At 54.2% G+C, this 17,811-nt stretch carries 19 protein-coding genes and 2 tRNA genes; 15 read left to right on the forward strand and 6 right to left on the reverse strand.

All coding sequences use genetic code 11. The features are described 5' to 3' along the window. Window positions 1–54 precede the first annotated feature (54 nt). From ACEVJK_RS00875 to mobC, 3 genes are read left to right on the forward strand one after another with little or no spacing between them, the layout of a single operon-like run. Window positions 55–816, forward strand: coding sequence for a hypothetical protein (locus ACEVJK_RS00875; protein ID WP_374739778.1), 762 nt, complete (start codon window positions 55–57; stop codon window positions 814–816). 11 nt (window positions 817–827) lie between these two features. Further along, window positions 828–983 carry a hypothetical protein gene (locus ACEVJK_RS00880; protein ID WP_374739779.1) on the forward strand — a complete coding sequence of 52 codons (156 nt, stop codon included), beginning with the start codon at window positions 828–830 and terminating at the stop codon, window positions 981–983. Next, window positions 980–1,330 carry a plasmid mobilization relaxosome protein MobC gene (gene mobC, locus ACEVJK_RS00885; RefSeq protein ID WP_374739780.1) on the forward strand — a complete coding sequence of 117 codons (351 nt, stop codon included), beginning with the start codon at window positions 980–982 and terminating at the stop codon, window positions 1,328–1,330. Before ACEVJK_RS00880 ends, mobC begins: the two co-directional genes overlap by 4 nt. A gap of 43 nt (window positions 1,331–1,373) precedes the next feature. Here the strand turns inward: mobC and ACEVJK_RS00890 are convergent, their stop codons facing one another. Then, a complete protein-coding gene (locus tag ACEVJK_RS00890; protein WP_374739781.1) occupies window positions 1,374–2,225 on the reverse strand; it encodes a hypothetical protein in 852 nt (283 codons plus the stop codon). A 218-nt stretch (window positions 2,226–2,443) separates the two neighbouring features. Here ACEVJK_RS00890 and ACEVJK_RS00895 point away from each other — a divergent pair, with 218 nt between their 5' ends. Continuing rightward, the gene (locus ACEVJK_RS00895; RefSeq protein WP_374739782.1) at window positions 2,444–2,734 is read left to right on the forward strand and encodes a CD1845 family protein; all 291 of its coding nucleotides are present in this window, start codon (window positions 2,444–2,446) and stop codon (window positions 2,732–2,734) included. Between the two features lie 146 nt (window positions 2,735–2,880). After that, window positions 2,881–4,242 carry a relaxase/mobilization nuclease domain-containing protein gene (locus tag ACEVJK_RS00900; protein WP_374740032.1) on the forward strand — a complete coding sequence of 454 codons (1,362 nt, stop codon included), beginning with the start codon at window positions 2,881–2,883 and terminating at the stop codon, window positions 4,240–4,242. Between the two features lie 282 nt (window positions 4,243–4,524). On the opposite strand, the gene ACEVJK_RS00905 is transcribed toward ACEVJK_RS00900, so the two are convergent. Further along, entirely contained in the window at window positions 4,525–4,878 is a 354-nt protein-coding gene (locus ACEVJK_RS00905) for a helix-turn-helix domain-containing protein (protein WP_374739783.1), read from the reverse strand. A 253-nt stretch (window positions 4,879–5,131) separates the two neighbouring features. On the opposite strand from ACEVJK_RS00905, the gene vanR reads away from it, so the two are divergent. From vanR to ACEVJK_RS00955, 10 genes are all read left to right on the forward strand, one after another. After that, complete coding sequence (gene vanR, locus ACEVJK_RS00910) at window positions 5,132–5,833, forward strand: VanR-ABDEGLN family response regulator transcription factor (RefSeq protein ID WP_374739784.1); 702 nt, start codon at window positions 5,132–5,134, stop codon at window positions 5,831–5,833. Beyond that, window positions 5,778–6,953, forward strand: coding sequence for a vancomycin resistance histidine kinase VanS (vanS, locus tag ACEVJK_RS00915; protein ID WP_374739785.1), 1,176 nt, complete (start codon window positions 5,778–5,780; stop codon window positions 6,951–6,953). The genes vanR and vanS overlap by 56 nt, the downstream gene beginning before the upstream one ends. Before the next feature lie 135 nt (window positions 6,954–7,088). After that, window positions 7,089–7,898 carry a D-alanyl-D-alanine carboxypeptidase family protein gene (locus tag ACEVJK_RS00920; protein ID WP_374739786.1) on the forward strand — a complete coding sequence of 270 codons (810 nt, stop codon included), beginning with the start codon at window positions 7,089–7,091 and terminating at the stop codon, window positions 7,896–7,898. Further along, window positions 7,895–8,947 carry a D-alanine--D-serine ligase VanG gene (gene vanG / locus ACEVJK_RS00925; RefSeq protein ID WP_374739787.1) on the forward strand — a complete coding sequence of 351 codons (1,053 nt, stop codon included), beginning with the start codon at window positions 7,895–7,897 and terminating at the stop codon, window positions 8,945–8,947. Before ACEVJK_RS00920 ends, vanG begins: the two co-directional genes overlap by 4 nt. After that, window positions 8,944–9,480, forward strand: a complete 537-nt coding sequence (locus tag ACEVJK_RS00930) for a M15 family metallopeptidase (protein WP_374739788.1) — start codon at window positions 8,944–8,946, stop codon at window positions 9,478–9,480. Before vanG ends, ACEVJK_RS00930 begins: the two co-directional genes overlap by 4 nt. Further along, window positions 9,477–9,938 (forward strand): serine acetyltransferase, encoded by a 462-nt coding sequence (locus tag ACEVJK_RS00935; RefSeq protein ID WP_374739789.1) that lies wholly within the window; start codon window positions 9,477–9,479, stop codon window positions 9,936–9,938. The genes ACEVJK_RS00930 and ACEVJK_RS00935 overlap by 4 nt, the downstream gene beginning before the upstream one ends. 4 nt (window positions 9,939–9,942) lie before the next feature. Further along, on the forward strand, window positions 9,943–11,073 hold the full coding sequence (gene vanT, locus ACEVJK_RS00940) for a serine racemase VanT catalytic subunit (protein WP_374739790.1): 1,131 nt from the start codon (window positions 9,943–9,945) through the stop codon (window positions 11,071–11,073). A gap of 427 nt (window positions 11,074–11,500) precedes the next feature. Further along, a complete protein-coding gene (locus ACEVJK_RS00945) occupies window positions 11,501–11,923 on the forward strand; it encodes a sigma-70 family RNA polymerase sigma factor (protein ID WP_374739791.1) in 423 nt (140 codons plus the stop codon). Window positions 11,924–12,128: 205 nt separating this feature from the next. Beyond that, window positions 12,129–12,329: a hypothetical protein gene (locus tag ACEVJK_RS00950; RefSeq protein ID WP_374739792.1), complete on the forward strand. Its 201-nt coding sequence runs from the start codon at window positions 12,129–12,131 to the stop codon at window positions 12,327–12,329. A gap of 421 nt (window positions 12,330–12,750) precedes the next feature. After that, window positions 12,751–14,367, forward strand: coding sequence for a recombinase family protein (locus ACEVJK_RS00955; protein ID WP_374739793.1), 1,617 nt, complete (start codon window positions 12,751–12,753; stop codon window positions 14,365–14,367). 51 nt (window positions 14,368–14,418) lie between these two features. Here the strand turns inward: ACEVJK_RS00955 and ACEVJK_RS00960 are convergent. The 4 genes from ACEVJK_RS00960 to leuS form a co-directional block, all read right to left on the reverse strand. Then, window positions 14,419–14,494, reverse strand: a tRNA-Ala gene (locus ACEVJK_RS00960). A gap of 133 nt (window positions 14,495–14,627) precedes the next feature. Beyond that, window positions 14,628–14,703: transfer RNA gene (locus ACEVJK_RS00965), tRNA-Ala, on the reverse strand. A gap of 265 nt (window positions 14,704–14,968) precedes the next feature. Continuing rightward, window positions 14,969–15,151: a 30S ribosomal protein S21 gene (rpsU, locus tag ACEVJK_RS00970; protein WP_023348912.1), complete on the reverse strand. Its 183-nt coding sequence runs from the start codon at window positions 15,149–15,151 to the stop codon at window positions 14,969–14,971. 152 nt (window positions 15,152–15,303) lie between these two features. Continuing rightward, entirely contained in the window at window positions 15,304–17,727 is a 2,424-nt protein-coding gene (gene leuS, locus ACEVJK_RS00975) for a leucine--tRNA ligase (RefSeq protein ID WP_186852040.1), read from the reverse strand. Window positions 17,728–17,811 lie beyond the last annotated feature (84 nt).

A 17,811-nucleotide genomic window follows, 5' to 3' on the forward strand; every position in this document is an offset into this window, starting at 1 on the left:
CAGCCTATCTGATTATGACAAGGAGGCGGTATTCTGGAAGAAAATCAAGGCTATGTGATCCGCCGCACGATCCTGTTTGACAACAAATGCGGCTTTGTGCTGGGGGAAAACCCAAAAGCCCCCAATCCCTATGTGACGTGGCAATTCAACGAACAGGACGGACACCGGGACTACTTTTGGGGCCATTACCACAACGAGCCGGATATGGCGGAACGGGATTTCCACAACCGGGCCGAGGACTATCAGCGGCGCTACCATGTGTTCGAGGTGGAGCAGGCCCCGGACAAGGAAACCTACAAATACTATTCCACCCAGCGGCCCATTGACATCGGCACCTACCCCAACAGCTACTTTAATCGCCCTATCCACATGGATTTATATTTCACCCGCCAGGACGTGACGGGCGAGGCGTTCCAGGCGTGGGGTGCCATTACCTATGCCCAACCGCTGACGGAGCGAGAAATGCAGGACTATGAGCTGCGGCCCGCCCGTGAAAATCTGGACATCCGGCGGCAGATGGATGCCCAGGCCCAGGTGGTGGGCAAATGGGAGGATGCCCACCATGTCCCGGAACAAAGGCGGCTGACCTGGTTTTACCCCGACTTTGGCAGCTATGTGGCGAAAGAGTATGTCACCCCGGAACAGCTCACCGCCCGCGCCCGTGGGGTGGAGCGTCAAGCGGCGTCTAAGGCCCACAAACAGACGAAAGAGAAACAGCCGATTGCCGAACAGATCAAGGCCGCCCAGCGGGAGGCCCTGGAGCACCGGGAGCCGGAGGCCCCGAAGAAGAAAGCCCCTGACCGGGGCGAGCGTTAGGAGGTGCGCGTATGGAAAAACAGAGGGAACAGGATCGGGCCGACCTGGAAATGAAAAGGCTGTGCGGCGTGTTTGGCTCTCCCCAGCCCCCAGAGGAGGAAAAGCCGCTGGACAGGGTAAAGGAGCCGCCCTGCCCCTATCGGAGCCGGGAGCGTGAGGAACGATGAGCCAGAAAAAGCGCCGCCGCCCTGTCCACCTTCATGTGATGGTGTCCGAGGAGGAGCTGGAGCTGATCCGGGAGCGCATGGCCGAGGCGGGCGTCCGCAACCTGGGGGCCTATGTGCGGAAAATGGCCCTCAACGGCTATGTGCTCCACGTTGACCTGTCGCCTGTCCGGGAGCTGGTGTCGCTCCAGCGGCGGTGCTCCAACAACTTAAACCAGGTGGCGATCCAGGCAAATACCTACGGCGGCATTTACCCTGAGGAGATCAAGGCGTTGCAGCAGGACTATGAAAAACTCTGGGAGCCCCTAGATAATCTTCTCAAAAAGCTAGCTGATGTGGTATGTTTGTGACATAGAAGGAGCGGCTCATGCCGCTCCTTCGCTCGCCAAATATCTATCGTAATTCATACCTACAACTTAGTTGGATAGCTCTTTGTAGTTGTTTAATTAAGGCTTCCTTATATCCTTTTTTTCGGTCCAATTCTGCATCCTTTGGACACGAATACTGCATAATTCTTTTCCCACGCAAATCAAAAGGAAGATCCTCAATTTTGCCAAACGCTGAGTTAAAGATCATAATTATATTTTCTTCATTAAGCACACCTTGTGCATACCCTAATTCAATAAGCACATTGGGATTTGGAGACATTTTGCAACTATCAGAGCCCACTGTTATCAAAGATATGTCCGCGATGAATAAAAAGCAATCATCTATTTTTTCAAATATTGTGTGAGCAATATCAGGAGATCCAGCTTTGTTTGAAGTGTCTTTATCAATGGCAAGGGGGATATTTGTCTCCTTGTTTATATTCAAGATGGCTTTTTCTAATGCGCTTTCAATAAAGCCTCTATTAGTTGTATTAGGCAAATCGCTTTGCCATGAGTAGAAGATTTTAAAACTGTTTTGAGTAATTGCTTGTTTTAAATAGTGATTAATTGTATTTAGATTGCTTATCAAATCAGGGACAGTAATATTAATTCCTCCACTGGGACCAGATATAAAATCTGGCCCGGTTCCAGCAGCTGTTTGAATGGCTCGGAATATACGACTAATATTCTCAATCTGCTCAATAGGAAATAAGAAAACAAACAAATCATCTAACTTGTTTCCGTCATAAAAAATATGATAAAAGGTGTTCCTAACTTCAAAAATGGGATCAAAGGACTTGCTTTCAGAAAGTCGATTTATAAGCAAATCAATTAGTTGAATCCCTTTTTTTATTTTCCTAAGTTCATTTTTAGTCATTAACTATCACCTTACATAAAAAGATTTTACATTATCATTTTTAAAGGCTACTTGCATTTTACCATTCCACATAATATGTATCAAGCAATATGAACTTATTGCTTTTGGATATTTTGTCCAGAGGTAGGGATAGCCGAGCCATCCTTGTTGGCCCCCTCCTGCGGAGTTATAATATACATATAGGGGCAAATATCAAACTTTTGTAGGAGGTATGAACCATGCGTATCCTTTTGAAAATCATCGCGGCCCCCTTTGTTCTGGCGCTGATCCTCGCTGTGGCGGTGCTCTCGTTCCTCTCCTGCATCGCGGGCGCGTTCTGCTGGCTGACGTGTACGGTTTTCGTTCTGCTGGCGGCCTGCGGTTTTTTCGCAGGGCTGCATACCGGGTGTATCGCCATGCTGGTGCTGGCGTTTTTGGTTTCCCCCTTTGGGCTCCCGGCCATCGGGGGGTGGCTGCTGGAGAGCCTGTATGGGGTGAAATACGCCTTGCAGGATTTTATGTTTAGCTGATGACCTCTGGACAAAGTGTCCAGAAGTGCCGGGCGGCGGGATTTTCCCGCCGCCCGCTTTTCGTCTATCTGGAGGAGGTGAGCCCTACGGCCACAACACGCTTGATCACCCACCACATCAGCAAGGGAGAAACCGTTGCCCAATCGCTGAAAGACCGTTTCGACTACGGCCAAAACCCGGAGAAAACCCAGGGCGGGGAGCTCATTTCCGCCTATGAGTGCGATCACCGTACCGCCGACGTGGAGTTCCTTTTGGCAAAGGCAAAGTACAAGGCCGTCACAGGCCGGGAGCAGCGGCGGGATGCGGATGTGCTCTGCTATCAGATCCGGCAGTCCTTCCGCCCTGGAGAGATCACCCCGGAGGAGGCAAACCGGGTGGGCTATGAAACGGCGATGCGCTGGACAAAGGGCAAGCACGCCTTTTTCGTTGCCACCCATACAGACCGCCAGCACATCCATAATCACATTTACTACAATTCCACCACCCTGGACTATACCGGAAAATTCCGGGACTTTTTCAGATCGGCGGCTCCCCTGCGGCGGCTCTCTGACCGGGTGTGCCTGGAGCATGACCTGTCTGTGATCCAAAACCCGAAGCTCCACAGCAAGGGCCGCTTTCTCCACTACGGCCAATGGATCGGGGAGCGCTCGCCCACGGCTCAGCAGCGGGTTCGGCTTGCCATCGTGGAGGCCCTGGGGAAACGGCCTGCCGACTTTGCGGCGTTCCTGCGGCTCATGGAGGAGTCCGGCTTTGCAGTGAAGCATGGCCGGGGCGGGGTTATCTCATTCCTGGCCCCTGGGCAGGATAAGCCCACCCGCCTGCGCTCGTCCACCCTGGGCCCCGGCTTTGACCCGGAGGACATCCGGGCGGTGATCGCCGGGGAGCGCCCGATCCCGGAGCTGCCCCAGGAGGGAGCGCCCCCGCCTCGGCGCGTCGATCTCATCATCGACATTCAAAACCGTCTGGCCCAGGGCAAAGGCCCAGCCTACGAGCGGTGGGCCAAAGTTTATAACCTCAAACAGATGGCCGCCGCGCTCCTGTATCTCCGGGAACATGGGATTGCCGATTACGAGGCGCTTACGGCCAGCACCGAGGCGGCGGTGGATCGCTTTCACGCCCTGGCCGGGGAGCTGCGGGACACCGAGGCCGCCCTTTCCCACACTTCCCAGCTCATGGGGGCGGTGGTGCAGTACGCAAAGGCGAGGCCCGTGTTTGACGGCTACAAGGCGGCCCGGTATTCTAAAAAGTATCTGGCCCAGCACGAGGCGGAGCTGGCAGACTATCGGGCGGCAAAGGCCGCTATGAGTGAGCTTTTGGACGGGGCAAAGCTCCCAAAGATGGACACGCTGAAAAAGCGGCGGCGGGAGCTGGCGGAAAAGAAAAAAGCCCTCTATACGGAATACCGCAAGGCCCAGGCGGATATGCGGCAGGCCGTGGCGGTCAAGGGCAACATTGACTTCCTGCGCGGCTATCCAGACGGGCGGGAAGATAAGACCCAGGAGCGGTAGCGCCGGGGCCGCAGACAACAAAGACTTCTGATTAAGGGGCCCCCGCAAAGCGGATGCTTTGTGGGGAGAGGAGGAACAGCGGAATGAATGAGAAAGCAGCTTTTGCCGCTTGCGAATGATATGGAGCTTGTGACGACGAGTCCAGAAGTCCGGCGGGTTTGGGGAGCTCCCCAACAAGCATTTTTGTGGGGCCCCGGCCACGCAAAAATAGCAGGTGTGGGCACACCTGCCCTGCTTGCCGAAACGCGCAACTCCGGAAGTAGTACGAAAAAGCGGCGGGCTTTATCCCTCCGCTTCTCGGGCTTTCAGTATTCCTTTTACGGTGTCTGATACGATCACAAGGTCATTTTCATGTACTTCGTCCAACAGTTTATCAAGCTGTCGGCGCTGCGTGCTTTTCTCAGTTGGACGTTGTGGGAAGAAAAATTGATCGACGGAAATGTCAAACAGTGTAACCAGTTCATAAAACACCTGCAAGCTGGGATGCTGTCCGTAGTTCTCAATTGATAACAGGTATCGGGGTGCCAAGTTTACCATTCCAGCGACTTGTTCTCTTGTCCACTGACGATCTTCGCGGGCCTTTTTGATTGCCGCACCAAACGCCTTGAAATCATAGATTTCTTTCTCTTTCGCCATAATATCACCCTATATCATTTTATAATTCCATTCGCAATCCTTAAATGATTTATAAAATCATAAAAGGTTAGATAATATATCCTCTCAATGCCTCAACATCCTTGTCGTAGGGTATTGGTGACGCTATAATGAATTACAAGAATATTCGAGTCTTAGGAAATTCTTAATCTTTTCTGAGGGGAAAGATAATCTTTGCGGAAACAGGGCTTGATATAATGGTTGTTATATGCCACATGAAAGGGACGGTGGGAAAATGCCAGATAAAATTCTGATCGTAGATGACGAGCGGGAAATAGCAGACCTAGTGGAGTTATATCTCCAAAATGAAAACTACTCCGTGTTCAAATTTTATTCGGCCAGAGATGCGCTTGCTTGTATTGAGTCCACGGAACTTGACCTTGCTATTCTGGATGTTATGCTTCCCGACCTAAATGGGTTTACGCTCTGCCAGAAAATCCGGGAGCGGTACACTTACCCCATTATCATGCTGACGGCCAAGGATGCAGAAACCGACCAGATTACCGGGCTTACTCTAGGGGCTGATGACTATGTTACAAAACCATTCCGCCCCCTGGAACTGGTGGCGCGGGTAAAGGCTCAGCTACGGCGGTATAAAAAGTACAATCCGACTCAGGCACAGACAGATGCTCCTTCTGTTTTTCTGTACGCTGGGTTGGAACTGAACTCCAGCACACATGAGTGTATTTTGAATGGAAAAGCCCTCGCCCTCACACCAACTGAATTTTCTATCCTGCGTATTTTGCTGGAAAAGAGGAGCCAAGTGGTCAGTTCAGAAGCACTATTCCATGAGATTTGGAAGGACGAGTATTACAACAAGAGCAACAATACAATCACGGTTCACATCCGGCATCTGCGTGAAAAAATGGGAGATACCATAGATGATCCCAAATACATCAAAACGATATGGGGGGTTGGGTACAAAATTGGAAGCTAAGAATAGAAAAAATGAGTTTGCCCGGCTGAAATCAAAAGTCTTTTTGCGGGGCTTTGGCATTGTTGTACTCTCATTCGTCGTTATCAGCATTATTTACACTCTTTTATGGCGGGGTCACGGTGGAGAGTGGCTGGTTTCTATCTTCCAATCCTTGTTTAAGATGGACTACGAAAACGCGCTGAATTTATATCAGCAGTTGATCCGCAATAACATGGGCATTGTGTGGGGCGGTTCGATCCTGCTTGTGTTCCTGATCCTTTACTATGCGATGCTTACTTGGTTCATCCGATATTTCAACCAGATTAACCAGGGGATCGACGCTTTGCTGAAAAATGAGGCCGGAGAAATTACCCTGCCCGCTGAGATGTCTGCTGTGGAGAAAAAATTAAATTCCGTTCGCCAGACCTTGGACCGGCGGGCCGTCGAGGCCAGGCTGGCTGAGCAGCGGAAAAACGATCTAGTCATGTACCTGGCCCACGACATTCGCACTCCGCTTACCTCCGTGATTGGCTATCTGAGTCTGTTGGATGAAGCACCGGATATGCCAACAGAGCAGCGGGCGAAATATGTCCATATCACGTTGGAAAAGGCCCATCGTCTGGAAAAGTTAGTCAATGAATTTTTTGAGATCACGCGCTATAATCTGCAGCAGATAAATCTGGAAAAGGAGCAGATCGATCTCTACTATATGCTCGTTCAAATGAAGGACGAGTTCTATCCCATCCTCAGCGAGAGGGGAAATACGGCGGTCCTCTGTGCCGATGAAAACCTGGCCGTCTATGGTGATCCCGCTAAGCTGGCAAGGGTATTCAATAATATTTTGAAGAATGCGGCGGCATACAATACGCCTAATACTGAAATCTTAATCCGGGCGGAACAGCGGGAAAACAGTGTGGTTGTCACCATTCAAAATCAAGGGCCGACGATCCCGGCAGACAAACTGTCCGCTATCTTTGAAAAATTCTATCGTATGGATGAGGCCAGAACCTCAGACACAGGCGGGGCCGGGCTGGGCCTTGCGATTGCGAAAGAAATCGTCACCCTGCACGGTGGAACGATCACAGCGGAAAGCCATGAGAATACCACTACATTCACGGTCGCGCTTCCCATTCTTCATTAGGAAAACCTCAATTCTGTGTTAGGATTTTCTTAGGAATCAATCAACTGGATATTAAAACTTGGAAGGCTCCTGTTCGGTATGATAAATACCAACAGGAGCCTTTCGCGTCCGAGTCCCTCAAAGGAGGATTATTCCATGATAAATGATGATACAGACAGTCATACCGATGTGCGGGGCCGCCGAAGGAGCCGAGCAAGACGGCGCCATAGAAAAGGGAACGCTCTTTTTACCTGCTTCTTGGCCGTATTTGTTTTGCTTGCTGGATTTTGGGCTTTATGGAAGGGAACCTCTCTTTTCCTGACCATGGATGCCGAAGAGCCAAGCACAGCCCAGGAAAATCGTCCGCCCACTGGCGGCAAGGAGGTGGAAGCGGATGGGACCAGGTGGAACCTGCTTCTAGTCAACAGGTGGAACCTGCTTCCCGACCAGTATGAAGTAGATCTAGTCGAACTGCCCGGCGGGGAGTCCGTTGACACAAGGATATACTCCGCTCTGCAGGAAATGTTTGATGCCATGCAGACCGATGGGGTCTATCCTGTTGTAGCGTCCGGGTATCGGACGGCAGAAGATCAGCAGCGCATCCTGGATGAATGGATCGCTGAATATCGGGCGCAAGGCTACTCTGACCAGGAGGCCCAGGCGGAAGCGGCGGTATGGGTGGCCCTCCCCGGCACCAGTGAACATCAGTTAGGGCTTGCGGTAGACATCAACGCGGACGGAATCCACTCCGCAGGCTATGAGGTCTATGACTGGCTGGACGAAAACAGCTATCAATACGGCTTTATTCAGCGCTACCCTGATGGAAAGACAGAGATTACCGGCGTTGGAAATGAGCCTTGGCATTACCGCTATGTCGGAGTAGAGGCAGCTAAGGATATGAAAAACACGGGCCTTTGCCTGGAGGAATATCTGGAAGCTATGGAAGAAAGCGAGCGTGAAACATGAATCAGAAAACAAATGTTGCCATCCTGTTTGGCGGCTGTTCCCCGGAGTACAGTGTATCTCTCCAATCGGCCCACGCGGTCATCGCACACATGGACCTTCAAAAATACAGGCCGGTGCTGGTGGGTATTTCCCCTGCCGGAGAATGGCTCCACTTTACCGGGAAGGTAGAGCAGATTGCAACGGACACTTGGCATACTCCCCAGGACTGTGCCCCTGCTTTTGTATCGCCCAGCCGTGGGGAGTGTGCCCTGTTGGTACTGGAGGGCGGCACTGTCAAAAAAATTCATCTGGACGCCGCCTTTCCAGTCCTGCACGGAAAGAACGGTGAAGATGGGACGGTCCAGGGGGTCTTTGAAACGGCAGGCATCCCTCTGGTGGGATGCGGCGTGTTGTCCTCCGCCCTGTGTATGGATAAGGACAGGGCGCATAAACTGTCCCATGCTGTCGGGGCGGCTGTCCCTGCGTCTTTTACGGCGGAGCGGGGCATGGATGCCGGAAAGGTGTTGGAGCAGGCGGAGCAGCTGGGCTACCCTCTTTTCGTCAAGCCCGTCCGGGCCGGGTCGTCCTATGGCATCACCAAGGTCATGGCCCGTAACGAACTACCCGCCGCAGTCAAGCTGGCGTTTGCCTACGATGACCGCATTATTCTGGAAGAGGCGGTCTCCGGCTTTGAGGTTGGCTGTGCAGTGCTGGGAAATAACCGCCTGACGGTGGGCGAACTGGACGAGATTGAACTCTCCGGCGGCTTTTTTGACTATACCGAAAAGTACACCCTCAAAACGTCGGCGATCCATGTTCCGGCCCGGATTTCCCCGGAGAAAGCCTTGGAAATCAAGGAATTGGCAAAGCGAATTTATCGGGCACTGGACTGTCGCGGCTTTGCCCGTGTTGACTTCTTTTTGGACAAGTCCGGACAGGTTCTGTTCAATGAGGTCAATACCATCCCCGGCTTCACAGCGCACAGCCGCTACCCCAGCATGATGAAAGCCGTGGGCCTGTCCTTTGAGCAGGTGATCTCCGCCGTGATCGGATTGGCGGTGGGACAATGAATTATTTGATCTTGGTCAACCGCCAGCACCCCTGTCCGGCAGATTTGCCGCTGGACCTCATTCCCGTCCATCCGGGCTATCCAAATATTCTGCTGGAGCGGGAGGCGGTGCGTGCCCTTGCCCGGCTGATGGAAAAATTGGACGGCTGGCGGTCTATTGTACCAGTCAGCGGCTGGCGGTCTATGGAAGAACAGGAAAAATTGTACCAAAATGCTCTGGCAGAAAGCGGCCCTAAATTTGCGGAGCAGTATGTGGCTCTGCCGGGGCACAGTGAGCACCAGACCGGACTTGCCATCGACCTGGGTCTGCGTCAGCCTGAGATTGATCTGATCCGCCCGGCGTTTCCCTACGAGGGGATTTGCCAGAAGTTTCGGAAACTGGCTCCGCTTTATGGGTTTGTAGAACGGTATCCGGCGAAGAAAGAGGCCGTCACGGGGATTGCCCACGAGCCATGGCACTTTCGATATGTGGGGCGCTCCCATGCCCAGCGCATGACGAACCTGGGGCTGACCTTGGAGGAATATCTCACATGAGCATCCGGGAAGCACTGATCGACTACTCAAGGGGGGATAATCTGCGCCTATACTGGCGGCTGTCCCGCTGGCGAGAACGGACCCGACGGAAACTCATCCAGGATGTCTTGACCTTTTTTCTGAACCGAACGGCCCATCATCACGGCGGATACATCGGAAATGGGGCCGTGTTCAAAGGTAATCCGGTTCTGCCCCACGGACTTCATGGTGTCTTTATCTCCCGGTATGCCCGTATCGGATCGGACTGCTGGATTTACCAGAATGTCACCATAGGCGAGGTGGAGCGGAAAGCCCCGCAGATCGGCGATCACTGTTTGATTGGAGCAGGGGCTGTGATCGTGGGCAATGTCAAGATCGGCGACCATGTCAAAATCGGCGCGGGCGCGGTGGTGTGTTCGGATGTTCCCGACTATGCGACGGTGGTCGCCCAGCCGCCTCGCCTGATCCTTCGGGGGTGAGGAAATGCCGGAATTTTGGAAAGGACGGGCCTGGATCGAACTTGACCGGGAGGCCCTTCGCCATAATGTGTCTTTCCTGCGCTCCCGGCTTCCCGACGGATGTGAACTTATGCCCGCCGTCAAAGCCAACGCCTACGGCCACAGTGCCGTCCTGATCGCCCAGGAATGTGAAAGGCTGGGAATCCGCGCCTTTTGCGTGGCGACGGCACAGGAGGGTGCAGAATTGCGCCGGGCGGGCATCGGCGGCGAGATCCTGGTGCTGGGTTACACGCACCCGCAGGAGTTCCCCCTGCTTCTCCGCTATGGATTGACCCAGACGGCCTTGGACCTGCCCTATGCGGAAACGCTTAATTCCTGGGGGCAGACAATCCGTGTCCATATCAAAATCGACACCGGGATGCACCGGCTGGGAGAATGCTGTGAGCATTTGGAGACGCTGCAAAAAATCTTAGATTGCCGAAATCTCCATGTCACCGGGACATTTACCCATCTCTGCACCGCCGACGGCGTGTCCGCTGAGGACCAGGAATTTCTGATGGTGCAGTGCCGCTCCTTTTACAAAACCGTAAATCAGTTGGAGCGGCTGGGCTATAACTGTGGGAAACTGCACCTTATGTCCAGCTATGCGCTGCTACGTCACCCTGAGATTGGCGGTAACTATGCAAGGGTGGGAATTGCCCTCTATGGTGTGTTGAGCGTAAAAGGGGATGCGGATCGTTTTGGATCGGAGCAGCTGCGTTCCGTCCTGTCGCTGAAGGCGCGAGTCGCCCTTGTCCGGGATCTTGTTCCGGGGGAAGGCGCAGGCTACGGCTTGCAGTTTCGGGCGGACAGGAACACAAAACTGGCCGTCTTGTCTATTGGCTACGCAGACGGACTGCCGCGAAAACTGGGAGGCGGTATCGGAGCAGCCCTGCTCCATGGCCGCAGGGCACCGATTGTGGGCCGTATCTGCATGGATCAGACCTTGGTAGATGTGACGGACATCCCAGCAGTTTCTCCTGGTGATGTAGCGGTTCTCATTGGCCGATCAGGAACCCAGGAACTGACCACCTGCGACCTCGCAGAACAGACTGGTACGATTTCAAACGAAATATTGAGCCGCCTAGGTGAGCGGCTCAAGCGGATGCTCCAATAAAAAGGAATAGGCCGCAGGACGGAAATAAAAAAAACGTCGTTCTGCGGCTCATTCACCACGCAATCTTAAAAAGTCAAAACGGCGGTTTGATGGATTCAAACTGGCCGTTTTATTTTGGCGGCAGAGGCGACGACAGGAGGATGTCCTATGCCGCCAATCTGCAAGCCTGACCCGAAGCGGTCAAAAAAAGCCCGGCCTCCGCCTTAGAGATTTGCGGATACGAAGTTACCTACACACATCACAAATCAGGAAATAATTTCCCTTGCGCTCGTACAGTTTTACCATGCTGTGCGAGCGTTTTTATACATCCGTACCTCTGGATACTTTGTCCAGAGGTGCGGTGCCGCTCCCCAGGGTGCCGCTCCCCGCCAGCCCTCCATTTTGTTTCCGTTCAACCCACCCACCGAAACAAAATGGAGGACAAGCTATGACAACGATCAATCTGAAAGATTTTTATTATTGGTACTTAACGGACGAGCTGGTGGAGGTGCCCGATGAAGTGGCCGAGGCGCTTCTGGCCAGCAAGCGGGCCGAGGCCGCCTATGCGGAGCGGGTGCGCTACAACAAGGCGTACTATTCCCTGGACTGCGACGATGGGATCGAATATTCCGCCTGCCTGCACGAGCCCAGCCCCCAGGAGCTCATGGATCGCAAGGAGATGTTCTTCCGGCTGTGGAACGCCCTCAACTCCCTGCCGGAGATCCAGGGCCGCCGGGTGGACGCTTATCTGATCCTGGGAAAGAGCTGCCGTCAGATCGCCCGCGAGGAGGGCGTAGACAAGAACGCCGTCCGCCGTTCCGTGAGAACGGGTATCGAGAGCATGAAAAAATATTTGCGAGAAAATTTCTAAATCGCCATCCCCATTTGGCCCTCTTTTTCTGGTGGTATGTGAGAGGAGGATTTCTCCCTCTCCGCAAAGGAGGCGCGGGGGCCGCAGGCCGCCGCCCGCCGCCCCCTTTGCGGGGGAGCGCCGCCGCCGAGGATGCTGTCTTATGACGGGGCAAGAAAATGAGCGAGGCGCTCCCCTATATCTTTCTGAAAAAGGGGAACGCTCTATGAACTACGATCCAGAATTGGCAGCCCTGCTCTCCCAGCCGTGGAGCGAGGGGGCCTGCCGGGGGTATGTGATCTCCGCGATGGAGCGGTGCGGCTTCAAGCCCGCCGACATTGAACAGGTTATGCTGGAACTCCATGAGATTTTTGACTACACCACCCCGGAGGAGGCCCAGGCATACTACGAGCAGAGCCCCTATTGACTCCTGGACAAAATGTCCAGAGGTCACACCGTCAAGCGGCCAGCGCCCTATGTGGGGGCTGGCCGCTGTTCATTTCGCTATGGGACAACAGAGAATTGCTCTTACTGATCCTGCCAGAGAAAGGAGGCTATCCATGCCAGCCACGACTGCCGTTTTTTCTATTGATGGGTACGAAATCTCCGCCACCTTTGCGGAGGCCAAAAATACCGAGGCCATTGGACAAGTCAAGCAGATATTGCTCTCGTCCTTTGCGGCATGTGTACCATCCCACCGGCCCGGAGTCATCCTTGTCAAATCCCCCAAAACAAGGGATAATAATGATAGGGGGTAGCCCCTATGCACCTTGACAAGTTCATTATTCCTGCGTATTAAAAGCATCTTTTCACTTGCCCAAACGACAGTTGAAAGGATGGTTTAATACATGGAAAATCAAATTATAACAGGTACTCGCGTTGACTGTTTATATCGGGTTTCCACCGATAAACAGGTAGATTACAACGACAACAACCAAGCCGACATTCCCATGCAGAGGAAAGCCTGCCACGCCTTTTGCGAGAAAATGGGCTGGACAATCGTTCACGAAGAACAGGAGGACGGCGTATCCGGCCACAAGGTAAGAGCCGAAAACCGGGACAAGCTGCAAATCATCAAGGAACGGGCCAAGCAGGGTAAGTTTGATATTCTGTTGGTGTTCATGTTTGACCGTATCGGACGGATCGCAGACGAAACACCCTTTGTAGTAGAGTGGTTCGTCAAGAACGGTGTCCGGGTTTGGAGCACCCAGGAGGGTGAGCAGCGGTTTGACAACCACACCGACAAGCTCACCAATTACATCCGGTTCTGGCAGGCGGACGGCGAAAGCGAAAAAACCTCCATTCGCACCAAGACCGCCCTGGGGCAGCTCGTGGAGGATGGAGGCTTCAAGGGCGGCGTCGCCCCTTATGGCTATGACCTTGTGAAAAGCGGACGGGTGAACAAGCGCAAGCATGAGGTCTACGAGCTGGCCCTCAATGAAACTGAGGCCGCTGTTGTCCGCATTGTCTTTGACAAGTATGTGCACGAGGGCTACGGAGCCCAGCGGATCGCCACCTACTTGAACAACCAGGGCTACCGGGCCCGGAGCGGCAAGATGTGGCACCACGCCACCATCCGGGGGATCATCTGCAACCTGACCTATACCGGCGTACTGCGGAGCGGAAAAAGCCGCTCCCCGGTGCTCCCGCATTTGCAGATCATTCCCCCGGAGCTGTTCGAGGCCGCCCAGCGCATCCGCACCAACCGAGCTAACGAAACCGAGCGCACCGTTCCCCGCAATATCGCGGGCCAGTCGCTCCTATCCGGTAACGTGTATTGCGGCCACTGTGGGGCCCGGCTCAACCTCACCACCAGCGGCAAGGCGTACCCCTGCAAGGATGATCCCCACCGGGTGATCAAGCGGGTGCGGTATATCTGTTACGGCAAAACCCGCAAACAGACCGACTGTGACGGACAGACGGGCTACACGGCCCATATCCTGGACGGGATCATTGATAAGCTGGTACGCCAAATCTTTGAGCGCATGAAAGCAATCCCGAAAAGTGAGATCGTCAACGCCCGCTACCGGGAGAAGATGGAGGAACGGAAAAGCCTGCTCCAAAGCGTCCGGGCTGAATACACCAAAGCCGCCGCCGAGCTGGATATGCTCAAAGCGGAAGTGATCAAAGCCCTACGCGGAGAGAGCGCCTTTCCCAAAGACTTGCTGGGCTCTATGGTGTCCGAGGCCGAGGCCAAGTGTACTGAGCTGCAACGGCAATTCGAGGCGGCGCAAGCTGCCTACGACGAAGGGGAACAGGTGCTTTGCTCCTTAACGGCGCAATATGATGACATCATTTCCTGGGCGGATATGTACGACACCGCCAGCCTGGAGGCAAAGAAGATGATCGTCAACTGCTTGGTCCGCCGGGTGGAGGTCTACCGGGACTATAAGCTCCACATTGATTTCAATATTGATTTTACGCAGTTCAGCCTGGGACTGGATATTGTAGAAATCGCCGCATAGAACAAAACCTCGCTTCCTTTCGGAAGCGAGGAAAAGCACTTTCCCTTGAGATGGTGGAGGTAAGCGGGATCGAACCGCTGACCTCTTGAATGCCATTCAAGCGCTCTCCCAGCTGAGCTATACCCCCAGATGTGGGAAAGTGCGTTTATTAACTTTTGTGTTCTTTACATGGGGGTGCTGGTACACGCTTGTACCGGGCTCCCAGCTGAGCTATACCCCCGTATAGGAGAACTGCTTGTCTACCAATATTGAGTTGTAAGTGGTGGAGATAAGCGGGATCGAACCGCTGACCTCTTGAATGCCATTCAAGCGCTCTCCCAGCTGAGCTATACCCCCAAATAAAAGCCTTACAGGTCAGGTGTCCCTGTTCAGCGCAAGTGATATCTTACCAGAAAGGCGTTGGTTTGTCAACGCAAAATTCAAACTTTTTTCAACTTTTTTGTCTGTCCTAGTCCAGATGTCCTGTCCCACGTCAGATGGAGAGAGTCACATACCCTTCCATATTCCCACACCGCTCTGAATCATGATTCCCCCGGCACAGACGGGAGTTTTCGGGCTGCAATAAAAACCGCCGCAGTAAATACTGCGGCGGTTTAACTGCTTAATAGAACTTCTTGCGATTCTTACGGGCGGCCTCAGACTTCTTGCGGCGCTTGACGCTGGGGCTCTCGTAGTGCTCGCGCTTACGAACCTCGGCCAGCACGCCAGACTTGGCACAGCTACGCTTAAAGCGCTTCAGGGCGCTCTCCAGAGATTCATTCTCTCTCACACGGACTTCCGACATTTATATTTCCCTCCCTCCGGCGCGGCGGGGCGTCCCCTGCTCGCGTAAGGGCCATTTTTATGGCTTTAACAGTAGTATTATATTCGTTCCACGGCCAGATGTCAAGGGCCAATTATGAACGGGCTGTAAACCTTTTGACCATAGCAGGATAGTCAAGCCTGGGGCTTAAAAATCAGACTAACCAATTTGCCCTTGACCACAATACTCTTTACCAAAGTCATACCCTCGGCCAGCTTGACAATCTTAGGTTCAGCCAGGGCGGCCGCCACAATGTCCTCGTCAGAGGCGTCGGCGGACACTACGATGTTGGCCTTCACCTTTCCGCTGACCTGGACGGCCATTTGAACGGTGGCGGTGACGGTCTTGCTTTCGTCATACACGGGCCAGGGCTGGAGACATACCTGCCCCCCGTAGCCCGCCATCTCCCACAGCTCCTCGCACATATGTGGGGCGAAGGGGGACAGCATCAGCAGCAGTGCCTTCATGTCGCCCCGGCTGGCACCGTTGGCGTAAAAGTCGTTGACCAGGGACATGAGAGCCGCGATAGCGGTATTGAACTTCATGGCCTCGATGTCCTCGGACACCTTCTTGATCGCCTTGTGGACCGCCAGCTCGTTGGCCTGGGAATACGCATCTCCCACATGCTCCTGCTCGGTAGCCAGGTTCCACACCCGGTCCAGGAAACGCTTGCACCCCTTCACCGCATTGGCGGACCAAGCGGCGGCCTTCTCGAAGTCGCCGATGAACATGATATAGGTACGCATGGTGTCAGCGCCGTACATATCAATGATGTCGTTGGGATTGACCACGTTGCCCCGGGACTTGGACATTTTCTCGCCCCCCTCGCCCAAAATCATGCCGTGGGAGGTGCGCTTCTGATAGGGCTCCTTGGTGGGCACAACGCCGATGTCATAGAGGAACTTGTGCCAAAAGCGGCTGTACAGCAGGTGGAGAGTGGTGTGCTCCATACCGCCGTTGTACCAGTCCACCGGGGACCAGTAGTCCAGTGCCTCCTTGGAGGCTAATGCCTTATCGTTGTGGGGGTCCATATACCGCAGGAAGTACCAACTAGAACCCGCCCACTGGGGCATGGTATCGGTCTCCCGTTTGGCGGGGCCGCCGCAGCAGGGACAGGTAGTGTTCACCCAGTCGGTCATCTTGCTGATGGGGCTTTCGCCGTCGTCGGTAGGCTCATAGCTCTCCACTTCGGGCAGGAGCAGAGGCAGCTGGTCTTCGGGGATGGGCTGCCAGCCGCACTTGTCACACCAAACCATGGGGATGGGCTCGCCCCAGTACCGCTGGCGGGAGAACACCCAGTCCCGCAGCTTGTAGTTCACCTGGGCATGGCCGATGCCCTTGTCCTCCAGCCACTTGGTGATAACAGGGATGGCGTCCTTCACAGTCAGGCCGTTGAGGAAGTCGGAGTTGACCAAGATGCCGGTCTCATCCTTGGCGGTAAAGGCGGCCTTCTGCACGTCCTCGCCGCCGGACACCACCTCGATGATCTCACAGCCGAACTTCTTGGCAAACTCCCAGTCCCGGTCGTCGTGGGCAGGAACGGCCATGATGGCGCCGGTGCCGTAGGTGGCCAGGACGTAGTCGGAGATGAAAATGGGGATCTCCCTGCCGTTGACCGGGTTTACGCCCCGCACGCCGTCCAGCTTGACGCCAGTCTTCTCCTTGTTCAGCTCGGTGCGCTCCAGGTCGGACTTGGAAGCGGCGGCCTTCTGATAGTCCTGGACCTCCTGGGCGTTGGCCAGCAGGGGCATCCACTTCTTCACCAGCTCGTGCTCCGGCGAGAGGACCATGTAGGTGGCTCCAAACAGGGTATCCGGGCGGGTGGTATACACTACGATGTCGTCCCCGGTGGTAGCCTTAAAGGTAACCTCGGCGCCGGTGGAGCGGCCGATCCAGTTCTTCTGCTGGATCTTCACCCGCTCGATGAAGTCCAAATCGTCCAGGTCGTCGATGAGCCGCTGGGCGTAGGCGGTAATCTTCAGCATCCACTGGCTCTTCTCCTTGCGGATGACAGGCGAACCGCACCGCTCACAGACGCCTTCCACCACCTCCTCGTTAGCCAGCACGCACTTACAGGAGGTGCACCAGTTTACCGGCATAGTGGTTTTATAGGCCAGGCCGTGCTTGTAGAGCTGGAGAAAGATCCACTGGGTCCACTTATAGTAGCTGGGGTCGGTGGTGTCCACCACCCGGTCCCAATCAAAGGAGTAGCCCAACATATGCAGCTGCTTGGTGAAGTTGGCGATATTGTCCTTCGTCACCTTAGCGGGGTGAATGTGGTTCTTAATGGCGTAGTTCTCAGTCGGCAAGCCGAAGGCGTCAAAGCCGATGGGGAACAGCACGTTGTAGCCGTCCATCCGCTTTTTCCGGGCTATTACGTCCATGGCGGTGTAGGGTCGGGCATGTCCCACATGCAGCCCGTTGCCAGAGGGATAGGGGAACTCAACCAGGCCGTAGAACTTAGGCTTGGTGGTATCGCCAGTCTGGCAGGCAAAGGTCTTTTCGTCCTTCCACTTGGTCTGCCACTTTTTCTCGATCTCGGTAAAATCGTACTTCAAAGTTATCACGCTCTCCTGTATTTCTTAGCCGGGTTTTGGCCTAAAGTTAAAACGATTCCGTAATATTATATATGATAGTGCCTC

The organism is Flintibacter sp. P01028, from assembly GCF_041925235.1.
Taxonomy (GTDB): Bacteria; Bacillota; Clostridia; order Oscillospirales; family Oscillospiraceae; genus Lawsonibacter; species Lawsonibacter aceti.